This is a genomic window from Olsenella sp. Marseille-P4559, from assembly GCF_900605015.1.
In the GTDB taxonomy this organism is placed as follows: domain Bacteria; phylum Actinomycetota; class Coriobacteriia; order Coriobacteriales; family Atopobiaceae; genus Tractidigestivibacter.
On sequence record NZ_LR027573.1, the window covers coordinates 737922 to 755954 of the forward strand.

The window sequence follows — 18033 nt, forward strand, 5'->3', positions numbered from 1 at the left end:
ATTGTTGGGGCCATGCGGTCCCAGGCGGAGCTTGAACCGCCTGGGGCCGTTCTTCTCGCCAGGTGAACTCCTATCAAATGCAAGTTACGTACTACATAGTACGGTACGATATAGTACGGTACTATGTAGTACGTAGGAAATCATCTTGTAGATCGGGGGCGCCATGTTTGTCGCACGCGAGAGGGAACTCGACGCGCTCGAGCGCATGTACCACAAGGACAGCTTCCAGATGGCGGTCATCTATGGCAGGCGCCGCGTGGGCAAGACGTCGCTCATCGACGAGTTCGCCAAGGACAAGCCCACGCTCTTCTTTACCGCGCAGCAGAAGACCACGCAGCAGAACCTCGAGCTGTTCAGCGCTGCCGCGTACGCGTTCCTTCACATGCCAGAGACGCTTCCGGCCTTTGGAACGTGGCATGACGCGATCTCCTTTGTTGCGCAGAGGGCTGCCAGCTGGGAGGCGTCGGACCCCTTTGTGTTCGTCTTCGACGAGTTTCCCTATGCCGCAACGGCAGACCCCTCACTCCCCTCAGCCCTGCAAATCGCAATAGACCATGGGTTCCTGCAGACAAACACAAAGATTGTCCTCTGCGGGAGCAACGAGGGCTTCATGGAGACTGAGGTGCTAGGCAGCAAGAGCCCCCTCTTCGGCCGTAGGACCATGCAGATCAGGCTGCAGCCATTTGACTACCTGGACGCGGCGCGCATGCTACCGGGCGCAAGTTCCGAGGAACTCGTCGCCTACTATGCCACCTTTGGTGGAACCCCCTACTACCTTGCGCAGATCGAGCCAGGCAGGGGGTATGCGGCCAACGTACACGACCTGTGCTTCGATCGGCTTGGCATGCTGTACGAGGAGCCCCTCATGCTCTTGCGCGAGGAGCTGCAGGAGCCCGCGCTCTACAATTCCACGCTCGACGCAATCGGGTCAGGTGCCACCACCGCCTCGCGCATAGCGCAGCAAGCCGGCATAAACCAGAACTCCATCGGCAGGTACCTCAGAATCCTGAGTGACCTCGGCATCATCGAGAAGGCCGTTCCGCTGGGTGGCGGAACGTCCTCAAGGGACGCTCGCTGGCACATCAGGGATCCCTTCTTCGCATACTGGTACCGCTTTGTCAGCAGGTACCTCGGCAGCATCGAGGAGGGCGCTGGAGAGATCGTCTCAAGGTACGCAATCCAAGGCCAAGCCTTCGACACCTATGTGGGAAAGCAGTTCGAGAAGGTCTGCCTCCAGTGGACGATGCGCCAAAACGCGGCTGGCGAGCTACCCTTTGCTGCCCTGGAGTTTGGACAGTGGTGGGGCACGGACCCCACGGCGCACGAACAGGCAGACATCGACGTGGTGGCAACCAACGCCATCGAGCACGAGCTCCTGGTGGGCGAATGCAAGTGGCGGAACTCGTTCAACGAGAGCGACGCCATCAAGACCCTCGATCACCGCTCAACGCTGCTGCGGGGATTCAACCGGACGCACCTCGTGCTCTTCTCGAAGCGAAGCGTCAGTCCAGCAACGCAGCAAAAGGCATCTGAGCGAGATGACCTCCGTCTCGTAAGCGCAAGCGACCTGTACGCCGAACTCGAATCCAACTAGCACCGAGCAAGCCCAGGGGAGAAGAACGGATCTTGGAGGCCCGATGACCGTACTCTACATCGATGCGGACGCCTGCCCCGTAACTCGCGAGGCGCTGGCCGTGGCTCGCGGCGAGGGCATCCCCTGCGTGATCGCGGGCAACTCCACGCAGAACCTAGAACGCTCCATCCGCGCGACGGACCGGCGCGAGCCGCGCGACCCCGAGCACCCGGACCGCGGCTTCTGGGTCAGCACGCTGCAGGTAGGAGTGGATGCGGACTCCGCCGACTTCGCCATCGTCCAGCGCCTGGCACCAGACAACGTGGTGGTGACGCAGGACATCGGCCTGGCGGACATCGTACTGGGGCGCGGGGCGCGGGCCATCGGTGTGCGCGGGCGCGTGTACAACCCGCTGACCATCGACTCCATGATGTTTATCCGTCACGAGGAGAAGAATGTCCGCCGCGCCGGCGGCCGCACCAAGGGGCCGGCGGCGTTCACCAGCGAGGACCGCTCGCGCTTCTCGCACAACCTGCGCCAGCTGGTACGGGAGGCACGGGACGCCAGTCATGGCTGACGTCCCCCGCGATCAGGCGGGAAGGCAGCCCCGCAGCATCCCGTGCAGCGCGCGGTGCAGTTGCGGGGACAGATCCTCCGCTGGCATGGCGTCACGGTGCTCGTACCAAAACGAGCACCCGCCGACAAGAGCTTGGAATGCCATCTCCAGAGCAATGCCCCTCTCCCAGCCCTCGCGGTCGGTAACCCAAGGCCCGAGGTAGGACATGACAACGTCCCGCAGGCTCTCCACGAATCCCGGGTCGGTACGGACCAGCAGGTAAATGTGCTCGCCACACTCCACGTACAGACGCGCGAAGCTCTCGATGGTCGCCCCCTCCGGCATGCTCTTGCGGGGCAGCGCCACAAGCTCCGCAGCGACCCGAGCGACGAGCTCGTTCGCCAGCTCGGCCCGCAGCGCATACACGTCGTCGAAGTGCAGGTAGAACGTCGATCTGCTGCACCCGGCAAGCGAGGCAATCTCCTTCACCCCGATCTGGCCGATGGGACGCTCCGCATACAGCTGCCAGAACGCATCCGCCAGATTGCGTCTGGTTCTGGCAACCACCTCCGGTCTCCTGTTCATGACAACCCCCTACTCTGGACAGATGGGTTGGATGTGTCGCTTGTCCGGCACCTCGCGAATGCCCTAGGCTTGCATCATAAGACACGGCGTCGTGCGTTCTACCACCTATTCCTTGGAGATATCATGCAGGAGCCACCCATTACAAGACCCACATCCGACAATGCGGCGCACCACGAGGACGCCCTGCCGGAAATCCCCGCGGACATCGCCGCCGCGCTGGACGAGCAGAGCATCACCCTGACGCCCTTCTCACAACGGAACGACATTCTGCTGGACCCGCGCCTGCAAGGCGAGGCCGGCTACCGCTTCTTTGACGACGGTGTGACGCTGGTGTCCATGTACTGCCCCATGCCGGGCGTCACGCGCGAGATGGTGGACTGGTGGTTCTGGTGGCACCCGCAGGCGAACGCACGCTACCAGGCCTGGTACCCGGGGGCTCACAAGTCCATCGGGTACGCGCGATGCGATGCGGGCTACTTTGCCGCACCGGAGCAGCCACCGTTTCGCGACAACGACCAGTACCCGGTGGAGACCATCGGCGGTCGGACGGCGAACCTGGTCATACACTTCCGTTCGCCCAAGGAGATGGGCTTCTCGCCCGAGGCCATGCGCCGGGCCGGCGTGGGAACCGTCGTGTGCGGGCGCGTCGACCTGCGCCACCTGTTCACCCACACCGAGATGGCCCACGTCTTCCTGCGGGAGGAGGACGGGCTCATGCTCGTCAGCCGCTTCTGGATGGGGCAGGACATCCGCTGTAAGTCGCTGCGCAGGGCCGTCATCACCGACGAGCTGGCGCGCGGCATGGCAGAGCACTGCTGCGTGGAGTACCGCAACCTGGCTCGGATCCTGCCATGGATATACCGGGAGTTTCACTAGACGGCCGTAGGCTCTTCTCTTTTCTTGTTTCCATGGATACAAGTCTGTGCTATGCTCATCTTGTTTCCTAGGAATCAAGTAAACGAGGTGTCGCATGGAGGACGTGCTCAACCAGCTGGCCGAGTACATGGAGCGGCAGGAGGTGCTGTCGCGCCTGACCGAGTCCGAGGGGCTGCACGGCTACAGCTACTCGGAGATCCACACTATTAGGGCCATTGGCGACCTGCCGGAACCCAACGTGAGCTCCATTGCGGAGCGCATGGGCATGACGCGTGGGGCGATCAGCAAGATTGCCAAGCGCCTGCAGGCGGACGGTCTCGCGGAGTCCTACCGGTTGGAGGGTAACCGCCAGAAGGTGCTGTACCGACTGACAGACGCAGGGCGCGTGCTGTACGACGAGCACGAGCGCAGGCACGCCCTGTGGCTGGAGCGTGACCGCAGGTTCGTGGGCGGTCGCAACGCTGCCGAAGTGTCCGCCGTCCAGCGGTTCCTGGCCGACTACAACGACTACCTCAAACGGAAGATCGAAGAGCTTGGAGGATGACATGAGCCTGCATGACCTAACGCTGCGGATAACCCCAAAGATGGTGCGCGACGCGCAGGGAAACGAGAAGAAGGCCCTGGTTGGGCACCTGGGCACGCACTTCGACGTGATGGACAAGGAATTCCCACTCGAGTACTGCGTCCGCCCCGGCGTCGCTTTCGACGTGAGCACCGTCGCCGACCGCGAGATCGGCGTGGACGACGTCGACCTCTCGCGGTTGGAGAAGGGCATGTTCGTGGCGTTCCGCACCGGCTTCATCGAGGAGGAGGGCTACGGTTCGCGTCGCTACTTCACCGAGCACCCGCAGCTTTCCGTCGAGCTGCTCGAGCGGCTGATGGACCTGCACGTGAGCATGGTGGGCGTCGACTTTGCCGGCGTGCGCCGTGGCCGCGAGCACACCCCCATGGACCAGCGCCTGGTCGACCAGGGAATCTTCGTAGTGGAGAACCTCTACAATCTACAGGAATCTACAGGAACTGGTGCGTACCGAGAGTCCGGCGGCCGTCTACACGTTCCCCATGAACTACGAGGGAATGACGGGGCTCCCCTGCCGCGTGGTGGCAGACGTCTAGCGCCAGCTACCAGCACTCCCCCACAAACCGCAGCGCGTCCGCGAGCGACTTCCGGCCCGAGGCCCAGCACTCGTCGGGATGCCTTCGCTCCATCCTGAACAGCCGCTTCGAGCGCAGCCGCAGGGGCACCAGGAGGTGGCTGGCATACCGGTAGCGAATGCACTCGTGCGGCTCATAAAATGTTGCCTCAAAGCCATCGGCATCCACATGCATTACCGCACTCGGCCCACGCTTGACGAGCCTGCCCTACCGGCAGGTAAGGAGTAGGCGTATCAACCTCGATTCTTCTTGCGTTTGGCCTTTGCCTTTGGCGCGTAGTCGTGATCGTAGCCAGGGACATCCATGTGTGAGACGGCCCATAGGTACAGGCTGGCCACGCTCCCATAGGGAGAGTAGCGCCTGCGGTAGCGCTCGAACATCTGTCTTGTCACCTTGCGGTGGTGGTACACCATGCGCATACCACGCTGGATGGCAAGGTCACCATACGAGAGGATGTCGGAACGGCCGAGGTTGAACAGCAGAAGCATCTCCGCCGTCCACTCGCCTATGCCTGGAAGCGAGCTCAGGGCCTCGATGGCTTCCTCGTCAGGCATGTGCTCCACTGCATCCAAGTCGAACTCGCCGGACGACACGCGACTGGCGACGCCCTTCATGTACTCGACCTTCTTGAATGTGGTGCCGCACGACTGCAGCTCCTCCACAGTCGCGGCATTCACGGCCTCGGGCGTGACCTCTCCGAGCCGCTGCTGCAACCTCGCCCACACGGTAGCCTGTGCGGCACTGGAAACCTGTTGTCCGATGATGTGATGAACGATGCCCGAGAACAGGCTTCCCTCGTCCATCTGGCGGTACACGTGCCCCACCGCATCCATGGCAGCGGCGAGCTTCTTGTCGCGCGACCTGAGGCAGTCGACCTCCGCGTCCCCGTACTCGAAGTAGCGCGTCATGAGCCGCTTCCCTTCAGTCGCTCTGGGTGACACAACTTGCAGGAGCGGAACCCCGCTGATTCGGCGTCCTCGGCCGTGGGGAAGTAGCGACAGTTCTTCTGCATGGGGACCTTTGCCCGGCAGTCGGGACGGCAGTAGACCCCCGTGGATGTCACGCCCACGAAGAAGACGCCTGCAAAAGAGCTGTCACGCGCCTCCTGCACCAAGCGCATCTGGTCGGGAGTCAGGTCTTCGAACCTGTACTGCTGCCCCCGACCCACAAGGGCAGCGTTCGGGACGCCCTCGAGTGCCGTGCCCTTGCGGGGAACCTTGAATTCGGGTTTGAGTGCATTCTCGTGCTCAAGCAGGGCAACCTTCCGCGCAATCCCACCGGCAAAGCCCGTCAGGCTGCCGTTCGCTGCAACCACACGGTGGCAGGGCACCATCACGCACAGCGGATTGTGACCGACGGCACTGCCCACTGCACGCGGGGACTGATGCCGACCCGTCTTGGCTTCCAGTCGCTTGGCAATGGCACCGTACGCCATGGTCTCCCCATAGGGAATATCGAGGAGGGCCTCGCGCACAAGCAGCTGGAACTCCGTACCGCGCGCTGCCAGCGGAAGATCACGGGAGTTGGGCTTCTCGCCAGCGAAGTAGCGGTCAAGCCACGACTCCGCCTGTCGGAGCACGGGAAGATCCTCGTGACGCTCCAAGGTCTTGTCAGTAAGCCCATGGCCGAAGTGGCGGTCGTTATCAAACCAGCAACCGGTTATTCCCTCGCCGTCACTCGTAACGGTGAGCGTTCCTACGACGGGGGTGTGATACTCGCAGAAGTACATGACTCTCCTATCGTTTTTTCCGAATCGTATATTGCCCTCCAAGCAATCGGTGTTTGGGCACCCTTCCGTTCACGAAAGCTATCGCTTTCGACGGGTGGCGCCTCTCGATCTGACAGGCTTGGCAGTTGTTGCACTGCTCGGCGTCATACTCGGGCACGATGCACCCTTCGATACCAAAGTCGTTCAGCGACGGCTTCATGCAGCTATTAGCCCGTTCGGGCATCCGCGTGACGCCCACGCGAGATGGAATGGGGCTCTATCGCATGGCGCGGGGGGCCCTTCAGAGCTGCGACCAGATCTACGCGGACTTTTCCCAAAGGCCCGAAAGCAGCTACCGTGTACATGTGGGCGTGCCTCCCATCCGTTCGACCGTGCTTTTCCAAAAGCTACTCTCCGAAGGAGAACGTACGTAACCGTCGGGGACCTGCGCGACGTCCCTCTCATACTCCAGATCAGATGACGGCCTCGCCCGACAGAGTCACTGCTGCCCTTGAGAAGGGTAACGATGGCTCCCTGGTCACGATTCCGTTTCACCCGAAGAGCACGGGCGCCTTCGTGCTCGTATGGCCAAGGGCTGGCTATGCAAACCGCAACGTCCGGGCCTGAACCGAGCTTGTGAGAGGGGCATTTGCAGGCCAGGCTCCAAGCTAGGTGGCCCGCTCGGTCGTGGCAAGCAGCAGATTGCCACATCTCGTAAGCCGCGACTATCTCGCCGTAGTAGGCGATGTGCATGTCACGGTTGGAGCCGAAATCCGTACCATAGAGGTCCTCGGGATGGAAGCGCTTCAAAAGGCCCGCAGGCAGAGCATCACGATCCTGCAGTTGACGATGCGCAACGCAGCATTCCAGCGTAATTGATGCCTCGGATATGGCGGGCACCGAAACAATCTGTAGAGCCACCGCATGCAGCCCCAGCTCCCTGATCTTGTCGGCGTCTCTCCCAGACACGCTGCCCGCACGCCCCAGAATCGTGCGGCCGAAGCCCTCTTCGGGGATGCCAATGGCAGACTCGCCCATCCTGTCCAGCAGGCGTGCGAGAGAAGCGACCCTTGCACACAAACGTAATGAACACGGGCTTGGCCCATTCGACACCCAGCATGCCCCACGAGATGGTCGTGGCGTTCACACGGCCGCCCGCAGCCATAGCGAGAAGCGCACCCCTGTTCACCGCTGGCAGAACCCCGTCGGCACGCGCCAGCACGTCAATGCTCTGTCCCATATGTTGCCCCGCCTCTCGAGTCTTGCTTCTCCGGAGATTATGCCACGCCAGCGCGACGACAAGCCAGTTCGAAAGCCCAACTGCCATCGGCACGCGCAGGCGATGGCTGATGTCGTGTCACATAATAAGGTCAGTTCTGTCTTTCACCGACTCGCCCTGACCACAAGATTGCCAGTGCACGACATAATGGATATGCAGTACAGTATGGTGTCACTATCCAGGGGAAATGAGGAACACATGAAGTTGCGGGGACTCCTCTGCATCGCAATCACGGCACTCCTTGCTGCCTGTATGGGCATCCAGGTGAGCAGTACGACTGCCTTCGCAGAGCAAGAAGAGAATGGCAGCACTTCTTTCACGGAACCAAGTGCGAACGAGGTGACCTCCCCAAGCCCGGCCAACGGAAGCCCCGTGTACGTCAACGGCTCAACGGGTGATGACGCAAACCCAGGCACCGCGGAGTTGCCGGTCAAGACCTTTGCCAAGGCCAAGGCGCTCATGGAGGCCAACGACGCAGACACCATCTATGTGACGGGTGCCATCGCACTCTCCGGCACCTCCGAGACGTGGGACCTCGGCGGCAAGACCCTCGAGCGCGAGGCCACCTACACAGGGGAACTCGTCCACGTGGATCGCGGGGCCACGCTGACGCTCGAAAACATCGTCATTGACGGCAGCAGTGGAAGCGGTTCCACGGGGAAGGCCACGGCAATCGATGGGAGTGGCGGCTCGCTTGTCGGCGCCTTCAATGGCAGCACGGTGACTGTGGGGAATGGCGCCATCCTGCAGAACAATAGCATCCAGAGCAATGGCCACTGGTATCCCGAGGGCGGCGGGGCCGTCTTCGCCAACGGAAGCATCGTGAACATCGAAGGTGGCACCATACGCAACAACTCAGCCGTGCAGGGCGGCGGCATTTATGGCATCTACGATTCGACCATCAATATGTCGAGCGGCACCATCGAAGGCAACCGCGCGATCGAGGGCAACAGCGCCACCCTGGGAGATGAATACGGCGGAAGTGGCGGCGGCATCTGCGCGGCCAACGGTTCCGACGTCAACTTCTCCGGCGGGACCATCACGGACAACTCCGCCTTCGAGCGCGGCGGCGGAATCTCGATGGGCACCTACTACGCTTCGGAGAAGGACAGCCCCGTGCTCACCATGACGGGCGGCACCATCTCGAACAACACCGCGGGCGGCGGCGGTGGCGGCATCTTCGTACAGGCGGGCTACAGTGCGGAGGGCAACGACGGAACGCCCACCTACAGCATCGCCCACATCACGGCCGGCGACATCACCGGCAACTCCGTGACGGCCACCGGCAACGGCAGCGCGATGTTCGGCGGCGGAGGCATCTATGTCAACGGCTACTCCAGCGCCTACAGCGCCTTCCACAACGGCGAGCTCTACCTTTCCAACGTAGAGGTCTCCGGCAACTCGGCGAGCACTGCAGGCGGCGGATACGCGGCCTGCCCCGTGTCCGTGACCGAGATCAGCCTGACCAACGGCGCGGCGTTCTACGGCAACACCACCGACGAGGGCAACGCGCGCGAGATCTACATCCTGGCGGCGACCTACCTGGGCACGCACAGTGGCAACCCTCCCTATGAGATCTCGCCCTCCATGCTCGGCGGAGGCACGTACAAATGGGTGTACGACGACGGCACCGAGGTCCCGCTCGACCAGCTCAAGGGCATCCTGAGCGCCATAGACAACCAGAGCCTGTCCCTCAGCAACGACTTGGGCACCGGCAGCCCCAATGTGCAGAAGGCGCTCACCCTGTCGAGGGTGCACATCACCGGCAACACGTCCGTCACGCGCGGCGGCGGCATTGGGTCCAACGGCAGCGTGTTTATCGGCAAGCATGTCGACACGACGGAAATTCCCGTCACCAAGGCCTGGGAAGACGAGAACGACAAGGACGGCCTACGCCCCAAGTCCATCGGGGTAAACCTCTATCGTGACGGGGAGTATGTGGGCTACCAGACCGTGACCCCCGACAGCAACGGCGTGTGGACGGCAACGTTCGCGAACCTCCCCAAGGACGATGCCGAGGGCCACGAGTACTCCTACACGGTCGAGGAGCGTGCAGTCGACGGCTACACGTCCAAGATCGCAGGCGATGCCACAACAGGCTTCACCATCACCAACACGAGGGAAACAGTGCCTCAAGAGCCGCCCAGCGAGGGCCCGACCACGCCGGAGGTGCCAACTACGCCACAGGCTCCCAAGGACGAAACGCCCGCCTCTCCAAAAATCCCGGACACCAGTGACGCCTCTATGGATGTGACGGGGTTGCTGGTCATAGCTGCCATAGGCTGTGCCCTACTCTGTGTGGCAGCCATCGTGCGCCGAAGGAACAGTAGAAAGTAGGACTAGGATTTTGGGGCTGGGGACAAACCGTAGCGTTTGCCCCCAGCTCACGCGTGCCGCCCATCCAAATGACTATCATCGATGCATTCTGGAGAGGAGGCCGCATGGGGCGAAGAGCTACCGTCATTCTGACAGTTGCAGCACTTGTCTTGGCACTTGCCGGATGTGCGTCAGGCCTGGGCGGCTCGTCTTCCTCGCCAGATGGCGGAAATGAGGGCTGGCGCTTCTACCCAGGCCCCAGCGAGAATGACGACCGCGTGATTGTCTGTTGGGGAGATAGCCTGACCCAGGGTGTGGGCGCAGACGATGCGCTTGTCTCGCTTGCAGACGGGGAGCCGTACGACACGAGCTACCAGTCCTACCCGCAGGTCCTTTCTCAGCTCACGGGGCTGGACACCTACAACTTTGGCGTCGCAGGGGCAACGTCTGAGGAGATTGCCATCATGCAAGGCGCCCTTTCGCCCAAAGGTGCCGAGGAGCCAGGCGCCGCAGAGGATAGCGAGGGTGAGACGGCCAACGACGATGACAGGGAGACCATAAGTCACATTGATTCCATGGTCATCGAGCAGGGCCAAGAGCACGCAGGTGACATCCTCATCCTCGAGATTGGCAGCAATGGCGGCTGGGATGAGGACTACCAGACCCTCATTGACCAGTACAAAGCAATGATCGACTATTCGGGCTGCGAGGACTATCTCATCCTGGGAGACACCGATGACCCCGGCACCTCCGTGGGCGATACCAACCAGGAACCCTTCACCGAGGACTACGCCCCCAAGGAGACCGACTGGGAGTCTGCCCTGCGTGAGTCCTTTGGCGACCACTTCATCAACATGCGCGTTTTTCTCATCAAGCATGGCCTGCAGATCTCGGGCCTCGAGCCAACCGAGCAGGACTTCGAGGACGCACAGCGCGGCTGCATATCGCAGCAGCTGCGCTCCGACTGGACCCACCTTAACGCGCGCGGATACTTTGCCGAGGCGGTCGCGGTCTACATGCGGGGCATTCGCCTGGGCTACTGGAACGAAGGCGAGGGCAGCATAGAGGTGCCGGAGGTTCAGCGTGAGTGCCCTGCAAGCACGGAACAAAGCGCTCCCTGAGAAAGCCCCCAGCACCATTCCCGGCACGTTCTACCAGGACAGAAGCTCGTAGCCACCCTCGGTAACCACGAGCTGAACCTCCCACTGAGCAGAGTCGGAGCCGTCGGCCGTACGCACAATCCAGCCGTTGCCCCTGTCCGTCCTGATGCCCGGCTTGCTCGCGTTGACCATAGGCTCGATGGTGAAGCACATGCCTGGAACAAGGACGGGGCCAGTGTCTTCCTCGGAGACAAAGCTCACGAAGGGATCCTCGTGGAACTCGCGGCCAATGCCATGGCCGCCGTACTCCTCCACCACGCTGAAGCCGGCATCGCGACACACCTTGTTCACGGCCGCACCCACGTCGCCAAGGTGACCCCAGGGCCTGACCGCATCAAGACCCGCGTTCACAGCGTTGTGGCACACCTCGACCAGGCGCTTGCGCTGCTCGCTCACCTCGCCGATGCAGTACATGCGACTGGAGTCCGAGAAGTACCCGCCCTTGATTGTGGACATGTCGACATTGATGATGTCGCCATCCTTAAGGATGTCTTTCTCGTTGGGAAAGCCGTGGCAGACGACGTCGTTGACGGACGTGCACACGCTGTAGGGGTAGCCCTCAAAGTTGAGGTCCGCCGAGACGGCATCGTGGGCGCCGAGGTACTCCTCGACCCAGCGATTGATATCCATGGTCGACGTACCTGCGCAGATGCGTTCACCCACGTAGTCGAGAACACCCATGTTCACGGCTGCCGAAGCCTTGATGCCTTCGATGTCTGCGGCAGTCTTGAGCAGCGAGCGGGGCAAGACCTCCTCGCCTTCCAGGTACAGGCTTTCCATGCGCTCGTCGGACGGGCCGTGGCACTTCTTGTACTTCTTGCCGCTCCCGCACCAACAGGGGTCGTTGCGTCCGGGAACGGGCAGGTTGTCAAACATGGCGATTCTCCCATCGGATCGAACTCTGATAGCGCTTTCATGACTGATAACGCTTTCACGATACCCCCACAGGGGGCAGGCTTGACGTCACGCTGACAAGTTAGACTAATCTAATAGAGGTGGGCGTGTGGCGCCCCGCTTGCGCCAACGTGCATGCTTCAAGGGGAAACGCCCCGCAACGGCACGTCGGCCTCCCTACGTGGTAACCTCCCATAGCGTTAATACCAGCGAGAAGCTCTGCGCTTCCACACAGGAGGAACCATGGAACTCACCGGTCGTCAGATTCGCCAGCTCCGCAGTATGGCCAACCGACTCGATGCGACCATCGGCGTTGGCAAGGCCGGCATCACGGATGCCGTCGTGCACCAGGCCAACTCCGCGCTCGAGGCAAACGAGCTTATCAAGTGCTCGGTTCAGGGCACCTCTGGCATGGACACCCGCGAGGCCGCCATCGCGCTCGCGCGCCCCACCCATGCCGAGGTCGTCCAGGTGATTGGCCACAAGTTCGTGCTTTACCGCACCTCTCAGCGCGAGGACATCGAACATATCCAGCTGGTGTAAGGCAGCCTCACGCGTAGCGGCGAGCGATGGAAAGCGCAAGCCCCATGTAGCTCTCGCCAAAAAGCACGCAGTGCAGAAGCGCCGGCACCAGCTGGTGGATGCCAATGCGCTCGCGCCAGCCATCGGCCAACGGTGACACCTCGTTATATGCGGCGAGAAGGTCGTCCAGGTAGGCACAGCCAAAGAGTTGGAGCATGGCGAGGTCGGTCTCGGCGTGGCCGCCTGACGCCATGGGGTCGATGAGTGCGGCACCCGTGACCGCAGCGCGCGAGTCGTCAGCCGCCCAGAGCAGGTTTCCGGCCCAAAGGTCGCCGTGGATGCGCGAGCACGCGTGTCCCTCACTGCGGACGAGCTCCGGCTCCGGCGAGTCAAAGTCGCCAGCCGCCATGCGGTCCGCCACATGGGTGAGAAGCCGTACCTCCGATGCATCTACCAGCCCATCATTGCAAATCGTACGCACATGGGGCATTACGCGCCACTCGGCGCAAGCGGCTCCCCAACCCATATCGCCGACCGTCCCAGAGGGAACCACGGGCGTGCGCGAGCGGCCAATAGCGTAGCCTCTTCCGTTCCAGGCAGGCGGAGGGCAGCCGTACCAGGCAGCACCTGCCGCATGCGTGCGAGCGAGCGCTGCACCAGCAAGGCACGCCTTCTCCCGCGTGGGCACGCCCTCCTCAATACGCTCCTCAATCAGGCGATGGGCGTCGGCGTGCACAACATGCGAGCACACAAGGCCGCCGTCCCTCTCGGCCTCGCCAAGCCAGCGCAGCCCAGCTGCCTCACCGGTAAGGTCTACCTGCGGATTGTTGTCTCTCTTCTCAAAAGTGCCGGGCATCGAAGCCTGCTTACCGCTCGCTCTCGATGGCAGAGATCTTCGCTATGCGGCGCACGTGGCGCTCGTCTCCGCTGAACGGCATGTCGAGGAACGTGTCCACGATCTTGAGCGCAAGACCAGGGCCGGTCACGCGTGCGCCCATCGTGAGGATGTTGGCGTCGTTGTGCTGGTGGGTGGCCTCGGCCGAGAAGCAATCACCGCACAGCGCTGCGCGGATGCCCCTGAACTTGTTGGCAGCGATCCCACCATGGTCACAGCCCAAAGCAATCATTTCTTATCCTTCCCTCGGTATTGAGGCCCGCTGGGCACAAGATGCCGGCGCAGGCAACACTCATGGTACGACTGGGAGACACGCGGTGCCGGCCGAAAAGTGCGACATCACGGTAACGCCTACGACGTCTCTGGCGGTGCCCACAAGCCTGGGCTGGGCGATGAGTCGCAGAGACGGACGCCGAGTTGGAACCAACCCCTCGCTGAGATGGTCTAACAATCCGACCAAGACAGGCCTGCGCAACAACGCGAGCTGAAATTGCACACAGAATTGAGGATAAGTAGGTTATGTTCTATCTTTGGGGCCCTTCGATACGACGAGAAGCAATCTTTCGCAGCGAGTCGACAAGAAAACCCCAGATGGCAATGGGGCCACGCTCCATCAAATCCCGTCGAGCGTAGCCCAACGGGTTCCAAGGTCAAAACATAACCTACTTATCCTCAATTCTGTGTGTAGTTTTGCCTTATCTTGTTGCACGGATGCCCCCAATCGCCGAATCCGGGACTTGGGCTCGATAGCCGCAGTCGCACATGTGGTTGCGCCAACACCTGCACTGCAAAGCAACTCCGGCCGCATGGTAACCCAAGCACCGGGGTTGTGCCTTAAGCCAGCTCCCTAGCCCGGAACCCACGACTTCGAGCAATGCAAAGTGCGCATGATTTGTTGCGGACCCTCATTTCATTTGGCTACAGGTTGGCGGCTGCCATACTGGTGGTAGCCTAAAGTTCTTGTTTTATGTATTGTCTCGTCCTAAGCGAATCAAGCTGCTAGCGTGTTTGGAGAAGCGAATGCAAGACGATGCAAGCTCCCTGGTTTCTGTTATAGTTCCCATCTACAACGCCGGCAAGTTCCTGCGCCAATGCCTGGACAGCATCTGCGGGCAAACGCACAAGGAGCTCGAGATCATCCTCATAGACGATGGCTGCACGGATAACTCGCCCGCCATAATTGATGAATATGCAGCACGTGATCCTCGTGTGAAGGCGATTCACAAGGAAAACGGCGGCTATGGAGCAGGCTGCAACCGAGGCATCGACATCGCTACCGGCAAATGGATATCGATTATCGAGCCAGATGACTACATTGACGCCGAGATGTATCAGGACATGCTCGACTTTGCATCCAAATCCTCAAGCCAGATTGACATCATCAAGTGCCCCTGGACGGAAGTGTGCAACTGGGACGATCCCACAAAGACCGAGACGCGTCCCTGCCTGCTTGCCTCAAGGCTCGCGTCCCGCAACAAGCCCTTTACCCTCTCCGATGAGCCAATGCTCATCACCATGCACCCCTCAATCTGGTCTGCGCTGTATCGTCGAGACTTCCTAAACGAAAAGGGAATCCGCTTCATCGAGTACCCAGGGGCTGGCTGGGCGGACAACCCATTCCTCGTCGAAACGATGTGCCAAGCTTCGTCAATCCTGTACCTCAACAACTGCTACTACAACTATCGCGTTGACCTGCCTGGCAGCACCCACAACCACAAGACGCCGGAGCTGGTGACACGACCCTTTGACCGCTGGGTCACGATGCTCGAAGTCATTAAGCGGCTTGGGATTACCGACGAGCGCATTCTCGCGGCCCACTATCAGAAGGGATTCTCGTACGCCTTTGGCGCCGAGATCGACGATGGCAAGGACAACCCGCTGGTCATTGAGAACGAGAAGCGCATCTTCAGCATGATGGACCCCACCATCGTCGAGCGCATGTGCGAGGTACCAATCGGGCGCATTCGCCGCTATTGCGAGCTTATGGGTAGGCCAATGCCGCGCCATACGCAACTCAACAGGGGGGCGTACCTGCTTGGCAGCGCCATGTATACGGTACACTCCTTCGGCATCGGCAGGACTGCCGTGCTCACCATGCGTCACTGCTATATCACAGCGAGAGACAAGATCTCGACTTAGGGTTCCTCCCGCAGGGCGAGCGCATGCGAATAGCCGCCCGTACACGAGAGCGACAGCTTGGCGAGAACGTCAGACTCGCGACCGACAGCCCGGCTCCTGGGCGGCACCGCGCATCGCCGTTCCCTACAGGCTTGTCAACCACGCATGCCGACCGTCGTGGCAACACTCCACAGCGTCCACGAGCCACGTTCCTGAGAGGTCGGGATCACGCAGGGTGAACCGCAGACGCTCGGTGTGAGGTCCCTCGGGAAGGTCCATGTGGCGTGCCCATCCGGTGTCGTTGGCAAAGGGGAACGACATCTCGAGGTGCACAAGCTTAGCACTCCTCTGCGAGAACGTGAGCGTACAACCCCAGTCGAGAAACGAGTAGATCGATGGGTACTGCCAAGCGCAGCTGCGCTGACGGCTCATCTGCCTGGGCGTCACGTGCGGACCCACGAGGGTACAGTGACGCTCGAGGTAGGCGGAGAAGAGGTCGTCCGTATCCGGCATGCGCTCGCCACGCCGATGCCTCTCCCCAAGCCACTCCTCGTAGCGCCTGCCAAAGGAAAGGTAGCTCTTGTTCTCCTCGCGTGCAATCTGCCTGAGGAGGGGAAGCAACTGGTCACAGACCACTCGCGCGTTGCCCGCGAAGCGCTCAGGCGTGTCTGGCGAGACAACGAGCCTCGGCTCTACCGTCGGCTTGTTCAGCCAGCGCGTGACGTCATCGGAAAATCCCATCTTGCCACCTCCACCGTCTCGGGAGCGATGCCCTCGTAAGATACCGCCTACCCCACCAGGATAAACACGGCCACGACGAACGCCGTGGTGAGGACGACGAAGCCAACGACAATCGCCCAGGCGGCCGGTCGTGCGAAGTTCAGAGTCCAGCCAAAGCCGAAGCGCTTGGGCAAAAAGACGCTCGCGTCCTCCTGGTTGACGTAAAGCACACCGAGCTTCCAGTGCTCATCGTCATCCGACAGGAGCTTGCCGCCGTCCCGCATCCTCCTGAACACACGCGAGCCCGCCTGACCGTAGGTGACCGAGAGTACCACGCCACCTATGGCAAGGGGGACGCAGAGCATCATGATGCCGAGCCCCGCCTGGCCAAGCCCGATGAATCCCGCTGATGAAAGCAGGAACAGAAGGCCGGTCCCCCCGCTCACGAGCACGCCCATGACAAGGAGGAGCACGCTTTGCGCATGGGCAAAGAGCCCGTATGCGAGCGCGGACGTGGCAGGCGCACCGGGGTCTACCGGATGCTTCGAGCGTAGGATCGTCCAATGGGCAAAGACGAAGCACGCCACCGTGAACGTCTCGATGGCAACGGGAAACCCGATGGCGCTACCAAGCGTCTTCGGTACGTAGCTGTTGACGTTCCCCATGAAGTCGGCATGCATCGGCAACTGCTCGGGCATGCCGGGATAGAGCACGAGTCCCAGGCAGACCGTCCCCAGGACGACGGGGGCGTAGACGAGATCCCATGCGAGAGGAATCGCACCCGGCAAATCCTCCTCGGCAACGCTGGCGACCGCCTGACGGCCCCTCACCCCCCAACCCTCGGAGCGCTTGAGCGCGCTCACCCTGCGGCGATTGCGCAGCATGAGCACGAACGACATGACCACAGGGACGAGCAGGGCGGCACACATAAGCGCCGTACCAATCCCTTCCTGGCCAGAGACCATCAGCATGCCAGCCGCCAGAGAGGCGACGGTCGCCACCGCCGTCAGGACGAGCATCACCATGGCATAGCGCCTCTTGAGGGCGACAAGACGCGGGTCGTGCTGAACGGAGGCGGGCACCGTCACGGCAAAGCACTCGCTGCGGCGCATGAGGTACGGAGTAAAGGCAAGCAGCAAGCCAACGGTAAGCGTCAACGATGCCAGCATGCCAATCGTGGTGGCAGCGATCACAGTCATGCCCCCTCAGACGAAGAGCCTGCGGCCGAATCCGCAAACACGCGCCTGGCCTGGGTGCGCGCGGCCTCCAGGAACGTCTCCTCGGTCCCACCCTGGGCGCAGTGCTCCAGGGCAAGCTGGCGGAGGCCTGTCGCAAGCCGCTCCGCATTTGCCGCCACGCGCTCGGGTGTCGCAACCTGCCCAAAATCTGCCACTATCGCCCCCGAGCGGCCGCGCATGAGGAGGTACCCCTCGTCCCGCAGCACGGCGTACGCCTTGTTCACGGTATGGAGGTTCACGCCGAGGTCGCCTGCGAGCGTGCGCACGCTGGGGAGCCGGTCTGCGGGAAGGAGCTCCTCCCGTGCGATGGCCGCCACGATCTGGTCGCGAATCTGCTGGTAGACGGGTGTCTGATCCATCTGGTCAATATGGAGGATCATGTCATCCCCTTCTCCGCGCATGTCTCTCTGCCATAGGCTGAATATACCATCGGGCCTC

Annotated in this window: 18 protein-coding genes; 9 read left to right on the forward strand and 9 right to left on the reverse strand. The window is 61.8% G+C overall.

The window, feature by feature from the left end:
• Positions 1-163: 163 nt before the first annotated feature.
• Positions 164-1594: an ATP-binding protein gene (locus tag E0E00_RS03375; protein ID WP_130811175.1), complete on the forward strand. Its 1431-nt coding sequence runs from the start codon at positions 164-166 to the stop codon at positions 1592-1594.
• A gap of 43 nt (positions 1595-1637) precedes the next feature.
• Entirely contained in the window at positions 1638-2150 is a 513-nt protein-coding gene (locus E0E00_RS03380; RefSeq protein WP_130811176.1) for a DUF188 domain-containing protein, read from the forward strand.
• Between the two features lie 12 nt (positions 2151-2162).
• Here E0E00_RS03380 and E0E00_RS03385 read toward each other — a convergent pair whose 3' ends face one another.
• Complete coding sequence (locus tag E0E00_RS03385; protein ID WP_130811177.1) at positions 2163-2714, reverse strand: TetR/AcrR family transcriptional regulator; 552 nt, start codon at positions 2712-2714, stop codon at positions 2163-2165.
• A 123-nt stretch (positions 2715-2837) separates the two neighbouring features.
• Here E0E00_RS03385 and E0E00_RS03390 point away from each other — a divergent pair, with 123 nt between their 5' ends.
• The 3 genes from E0E00_RS03390 (at position 2838) to E0E00_RS03400 (ending at position 4804) form a co-directional block, all read left to right on the forward strand.
• Complete coding sequence (locus tag E0E00_RS03390) at positions 2838-3590, forward strand: DAPG hydrolase family protein (protein WP_130811178.1); 753 nt, start codon at positions 2838-2840, stop codon at positions 3588-3590.
• 94 nt (positions 3591-3684) lie between these two features.
• A complete protein-coding gene (locus tag E0E00_RS03395) occupies positions 3685-4134 on the forward strand; it encodes a MarR family transcriptional regulator (RefSeq protein WP_130811179.1) in 450 nt (149 codons plus the stop codon).
• A gap of 1 nt (position 4135) precedes the next feature.
• Positions 4136-4804, forward strand: a complete 669-nt coding sequence (locus E0E00_RS03400) for a cyclase family protein (RefSeq protein ID WP_207302633.1) — start codon at positions 4136-4138, stop codon at positions 4802-4804.
• Between the two features lie 174 nt (positions 4805-4978).
• Here the strand turns inward: E0E00_RS03400 and E0E00_RS03405 are convergent, their stop codons facing one another.
• Together E0E00_RS03405 and E0E00_RS03410 are read right to left on the reverse strand one after the other, a co-directional pair.
• Positions 4979-5653: a DNA-3-methyladenine glycosylase gene (locus E0E00_RS03405; RefSeq protein ID WP_130811180.1), complete on the reverse strand. Its 675-nt coding sequence runs from the start codon at positions 5651-5653 to the stop codon at positions 4979-4981.
• Positions 5650-6474: a methylated-DNA--[protein]-cysteine S-methyltransferase gene (locus E0E00_RS03410; protein WP_130811181.1), complete on the reverse strand. Its 825-nt coding sequence runs from the start codon at positions 6472-6474 to the stop codon at positions 5650-5652. Before E0E00_RS03410 ends, E0E00_RS03405 begins: the two co-directional genes overlap by 4 nt.
• A 1456-nt stretch (positions 6475-7930) precedes the next feature.
• Between E0E00_RS03410 and E0E00_RS03420 the strand changes: the two genes are divergently transcribed.
• Positions 7931-10069: a Cna B-type domain-containing protein gene (locus E0E00_RS03420; RefSeq protein WP_130811182.1), complete on the forward strand. Its 2139-nt coding sequence runs from the start codon at positions 7931-7933 to the stop codon at positions 10067-10069.
• A 104-nt stretch (positions 10070-10173) separates the two neighbouring features.
• The gene (locus tag E0E00_RS03425; RefSeq protein ID WP_207302634.1) at positions 10174-11169 is read left to right on the forward strand and encodes an SGNH/GDSL hydrolase family protein; all 996 of its coding nucleotides are present in this window, start codon (positions 10174-10176) and stop codon (positions 11167-11169) included.
• A gap of 30 nt (positions 11170-11199) precedes the next feature.
• Here the strand turns inward: E0E00_RS03425 and map are convergent, their stop codons facing one another.
• A complete protein-coding gene (gene map / locus E0E00_RS03430) occupies positions 11200-12084 on the reverse strand; it encodes a type I methionyl aminopeptidase (protein ID WP_130811184.1) in 885 nt (294 codons plus the stop codon).
• 261 nt (positions 12085-12345) lie between these two features.
• On the opposite strand from map, the gene E0E00_RS03435 reads away from it, so the two are divergent.
• Positions 12346-12645, forward strand: a complete 300-nt coding sequence (locus E0E00_RS03435; protein ID WP_130811185.1) for a YhbY family RNA-binding protein — start codon at positions 12346-12348, stop codon at positions 12643-12645.
• A gap of 7 nt (positions 12646-12652) precedes the next feature.
• Here the strand turns inward: E0E00_RS03435 and E0E00_RS03440 are convergent, their stop codons facing one another.
• The gene (locus tag E0E00_RS03440; RefSeq protein ID WP_130811186.1) at positions 12653-13480 is read right to left on the reverse strand and encodes a fructosamine kinase family protein; all 828 of its coding nucleotides are present in this window, start codon (positions 13478-13480) and stop codon (positions 12653-12655) included.
• Between the two features lie 10 nt (positions 13481-13490).
• Positions 13491-13751 (reverse strand): RpiB/LacA/LacB family sugar-phosphate isomerase, encoded by a 261-nt coding sequence (locus tag E0E00_RS03445; protein WP_242622114.1) that lies wholly within the window; start codon positions 13749-13751, stop codon positions 13491-13493.
• A 788-nt stretch (positions 13752-14539) separates the two neighbouring features.
• On the opposite strand from E0E00_RS03445, the gene E0E00_RS03450 reads away from it, so the two are divergent.
• The gene (locus E0E00_RS03450; protein ID WP_130811187.1) at positions 14540-15658 is read left to right on the forward strand and encodes a glycosyltransferase; all 1119 of its coding nucleotides are present in this window, start codon (positions 14540-14542) and stop codon (positions 15656-15658) included.
• 123 nt (positions 15659-15781) lie between these two features.
• On the opposite strand, the gene E0E00_RS03455 is transcribed toward E0E00_RS03450, so the two are convergent.
• Genes E0E00_RS03455 through E0E00_RS03465 form a run of 3 tightly spaced genes read right to left on the reverse strand, consistent with a single transcriptional unit; the run spans position 15782 to position 17975 of the window.
• Positions 15782-16378: a hypothetical protein gene (locus E0E00_RS03455; RefSeq protein ID WP_130811188.1), complete on the reverse strand. Its 597-nt coding sequence runs from the start codon at positions 16376-16378 to the stop codon at positions 15782-15784.
• Between the two features lie 47 nt (positions 16379-16425).
• A complete protein-coding gene (locus E0E00_RS03460; protein WP_165443533.1) occupies positions 16426-17556 on the reverse strand; it encodes a DUF1648 domain-containing protein in 1131 nt (376 codons plus the stop codon).
• Positions 17553-17975 carry a GntR family transcriptional regulator gene (locus E0E00_RS03465; protein WP_130811189.1) on the reverse strand — a complete coding sequence of 141 codons (423 nt, stop codon included), beginning with the start codon at positions 17973-17975 and terminating at the stop codon, positions 17553-17555. Before E0E00_RS03465 ends, E0E00_RS03460 begins: the two co-directional genes overlap by 4 nt.
• Positions 17976-18033 lie beyond the last annotated feature (58 nt).

Bases quoted from the DNA above. Each gene is read 5' to 3' on its own strand.
- E0E00_RS03375 (WP_130811175.1), top strand. From the start codon at position 164: ATGTTTGTCGCACGCGAGAGGGAACTCGACGCGCTCGAGCGCATGTAC.
- E0E00_RS03380 (WP_130811176.1), top strand. From the start codon at position 1,638: ATGACCGTACTCTACATCGATGCGGACGCCTGCCCCGTAACTCGCGAG.
- E0E00_RS03385 (WP_130811177.1), bottom strand. From the start codon at position 2,714: ATGAACAGGAGACCGGAGGTGGTTGCCAGAACCAGACGCAATCTGGCG.
- E0E00_RS03390 (WP_130811178.1), top strand. From the start codon at position 2,838: ATGCAGGAGCCACCCATTACAAGACCCACATCCGACAATGCGGCGCAC.
- E0E00_RS03395 (WP_130811179.1), top strand. From the start codon at position 3,685: ATGGAGGACGTGCTCAACCAGCTGGCCGAGTACATGGAGCGGCAGGAG.
- E0E00_RS03400 (WP_207302633.1), top strand. From the start codon at position 4,136: ATGAGCCTGCATGACCTAACGCTGCGGATAACCCCAAAGATGGTGCGC.
- E0E00_RS03405 (WP_130811180.1), bottom strand. From the start codon at position 5,653: ATGACGCGCTACTTCGAGTACGGGGACGCGGAGGTCGACTGCCTCAGG.
- E0E00_RS03410 (WP_130811181.1), bottom strand. From the start codon at position 6,474: ATGTACTTCTGCGAGTATCACACCCCCGTCGTAGGAACGCTCACCGTT.
- E0E00_RS03420 (WP_130811182.1), top strand. From the start codon at position 7,931: ATGAAGTTGCGGGGACTCCTCTGCATCGCAATCACGGCACTCCTTGCT.
- E0E00_RS03425 (WP_207302634.1), top strand. From the start codon at position 10,174: ATGGGGCGAAGAGCTACCGTCATTCTGACAGTTGCAGCACTTGTCTTG.
- map (WP_130811184.1), bottom strand. From the start codon at position 12,084: ATGTTTGACAACCTGCCCGTTCCCGGACGCAACGACCCCTGTTGGTGC.
- E0E00_RS03435 (WP_130811185.1), top strand. From the start codon at position 12,346: ATGGAACTCACCGGTCGTCAGATTCGCCAGCTCCGCAGTATGGCCAAC.
- E0E00_RS03440 (WP_130811186.1), bottom strand. From the start codon at position 13,480: ATGCCCGGCACTTTTGAGAAGAGAGACAACAATCCGCAGGTAGACCTT.
- E0E00_RS03445 (WP_242622114.1), bottom strand. From the start codon at position 13,751: ATGATTGCTTTGGGCTGTGACCATGGTGGGATCGCTGCCAACAAGTTC.
- E0E00_RS03450 (WP_130811187.1), top strand. From the start codon at position 14,540: ATGCAAGACGATGCAAGCTCCCTGGTTTCTGTTATAGTTCCCATCTAC.
- E0E00_RS03455 (WP_130811188.1), bottom strand. From the start codon at position 16,378: ATGGGATTTTCCGATGACGTCACGCGCTGGCTGAACAAGCCGACGGTA.
- E0E00_RS03460 (WP_165443533.1), bottom strand. From the start codon at position 17,556: ATGACTGTGATCGCTGCCACCACGATTGGCATGCTGGCATCGTTGACG.
- E0E00_RS03465 (WP_130811189.1), bottom strand. From the start codon at position 17,975: ATGATCCTCCATATTGACCAGATGGATCAGACACCCGTCTACCAGCAG.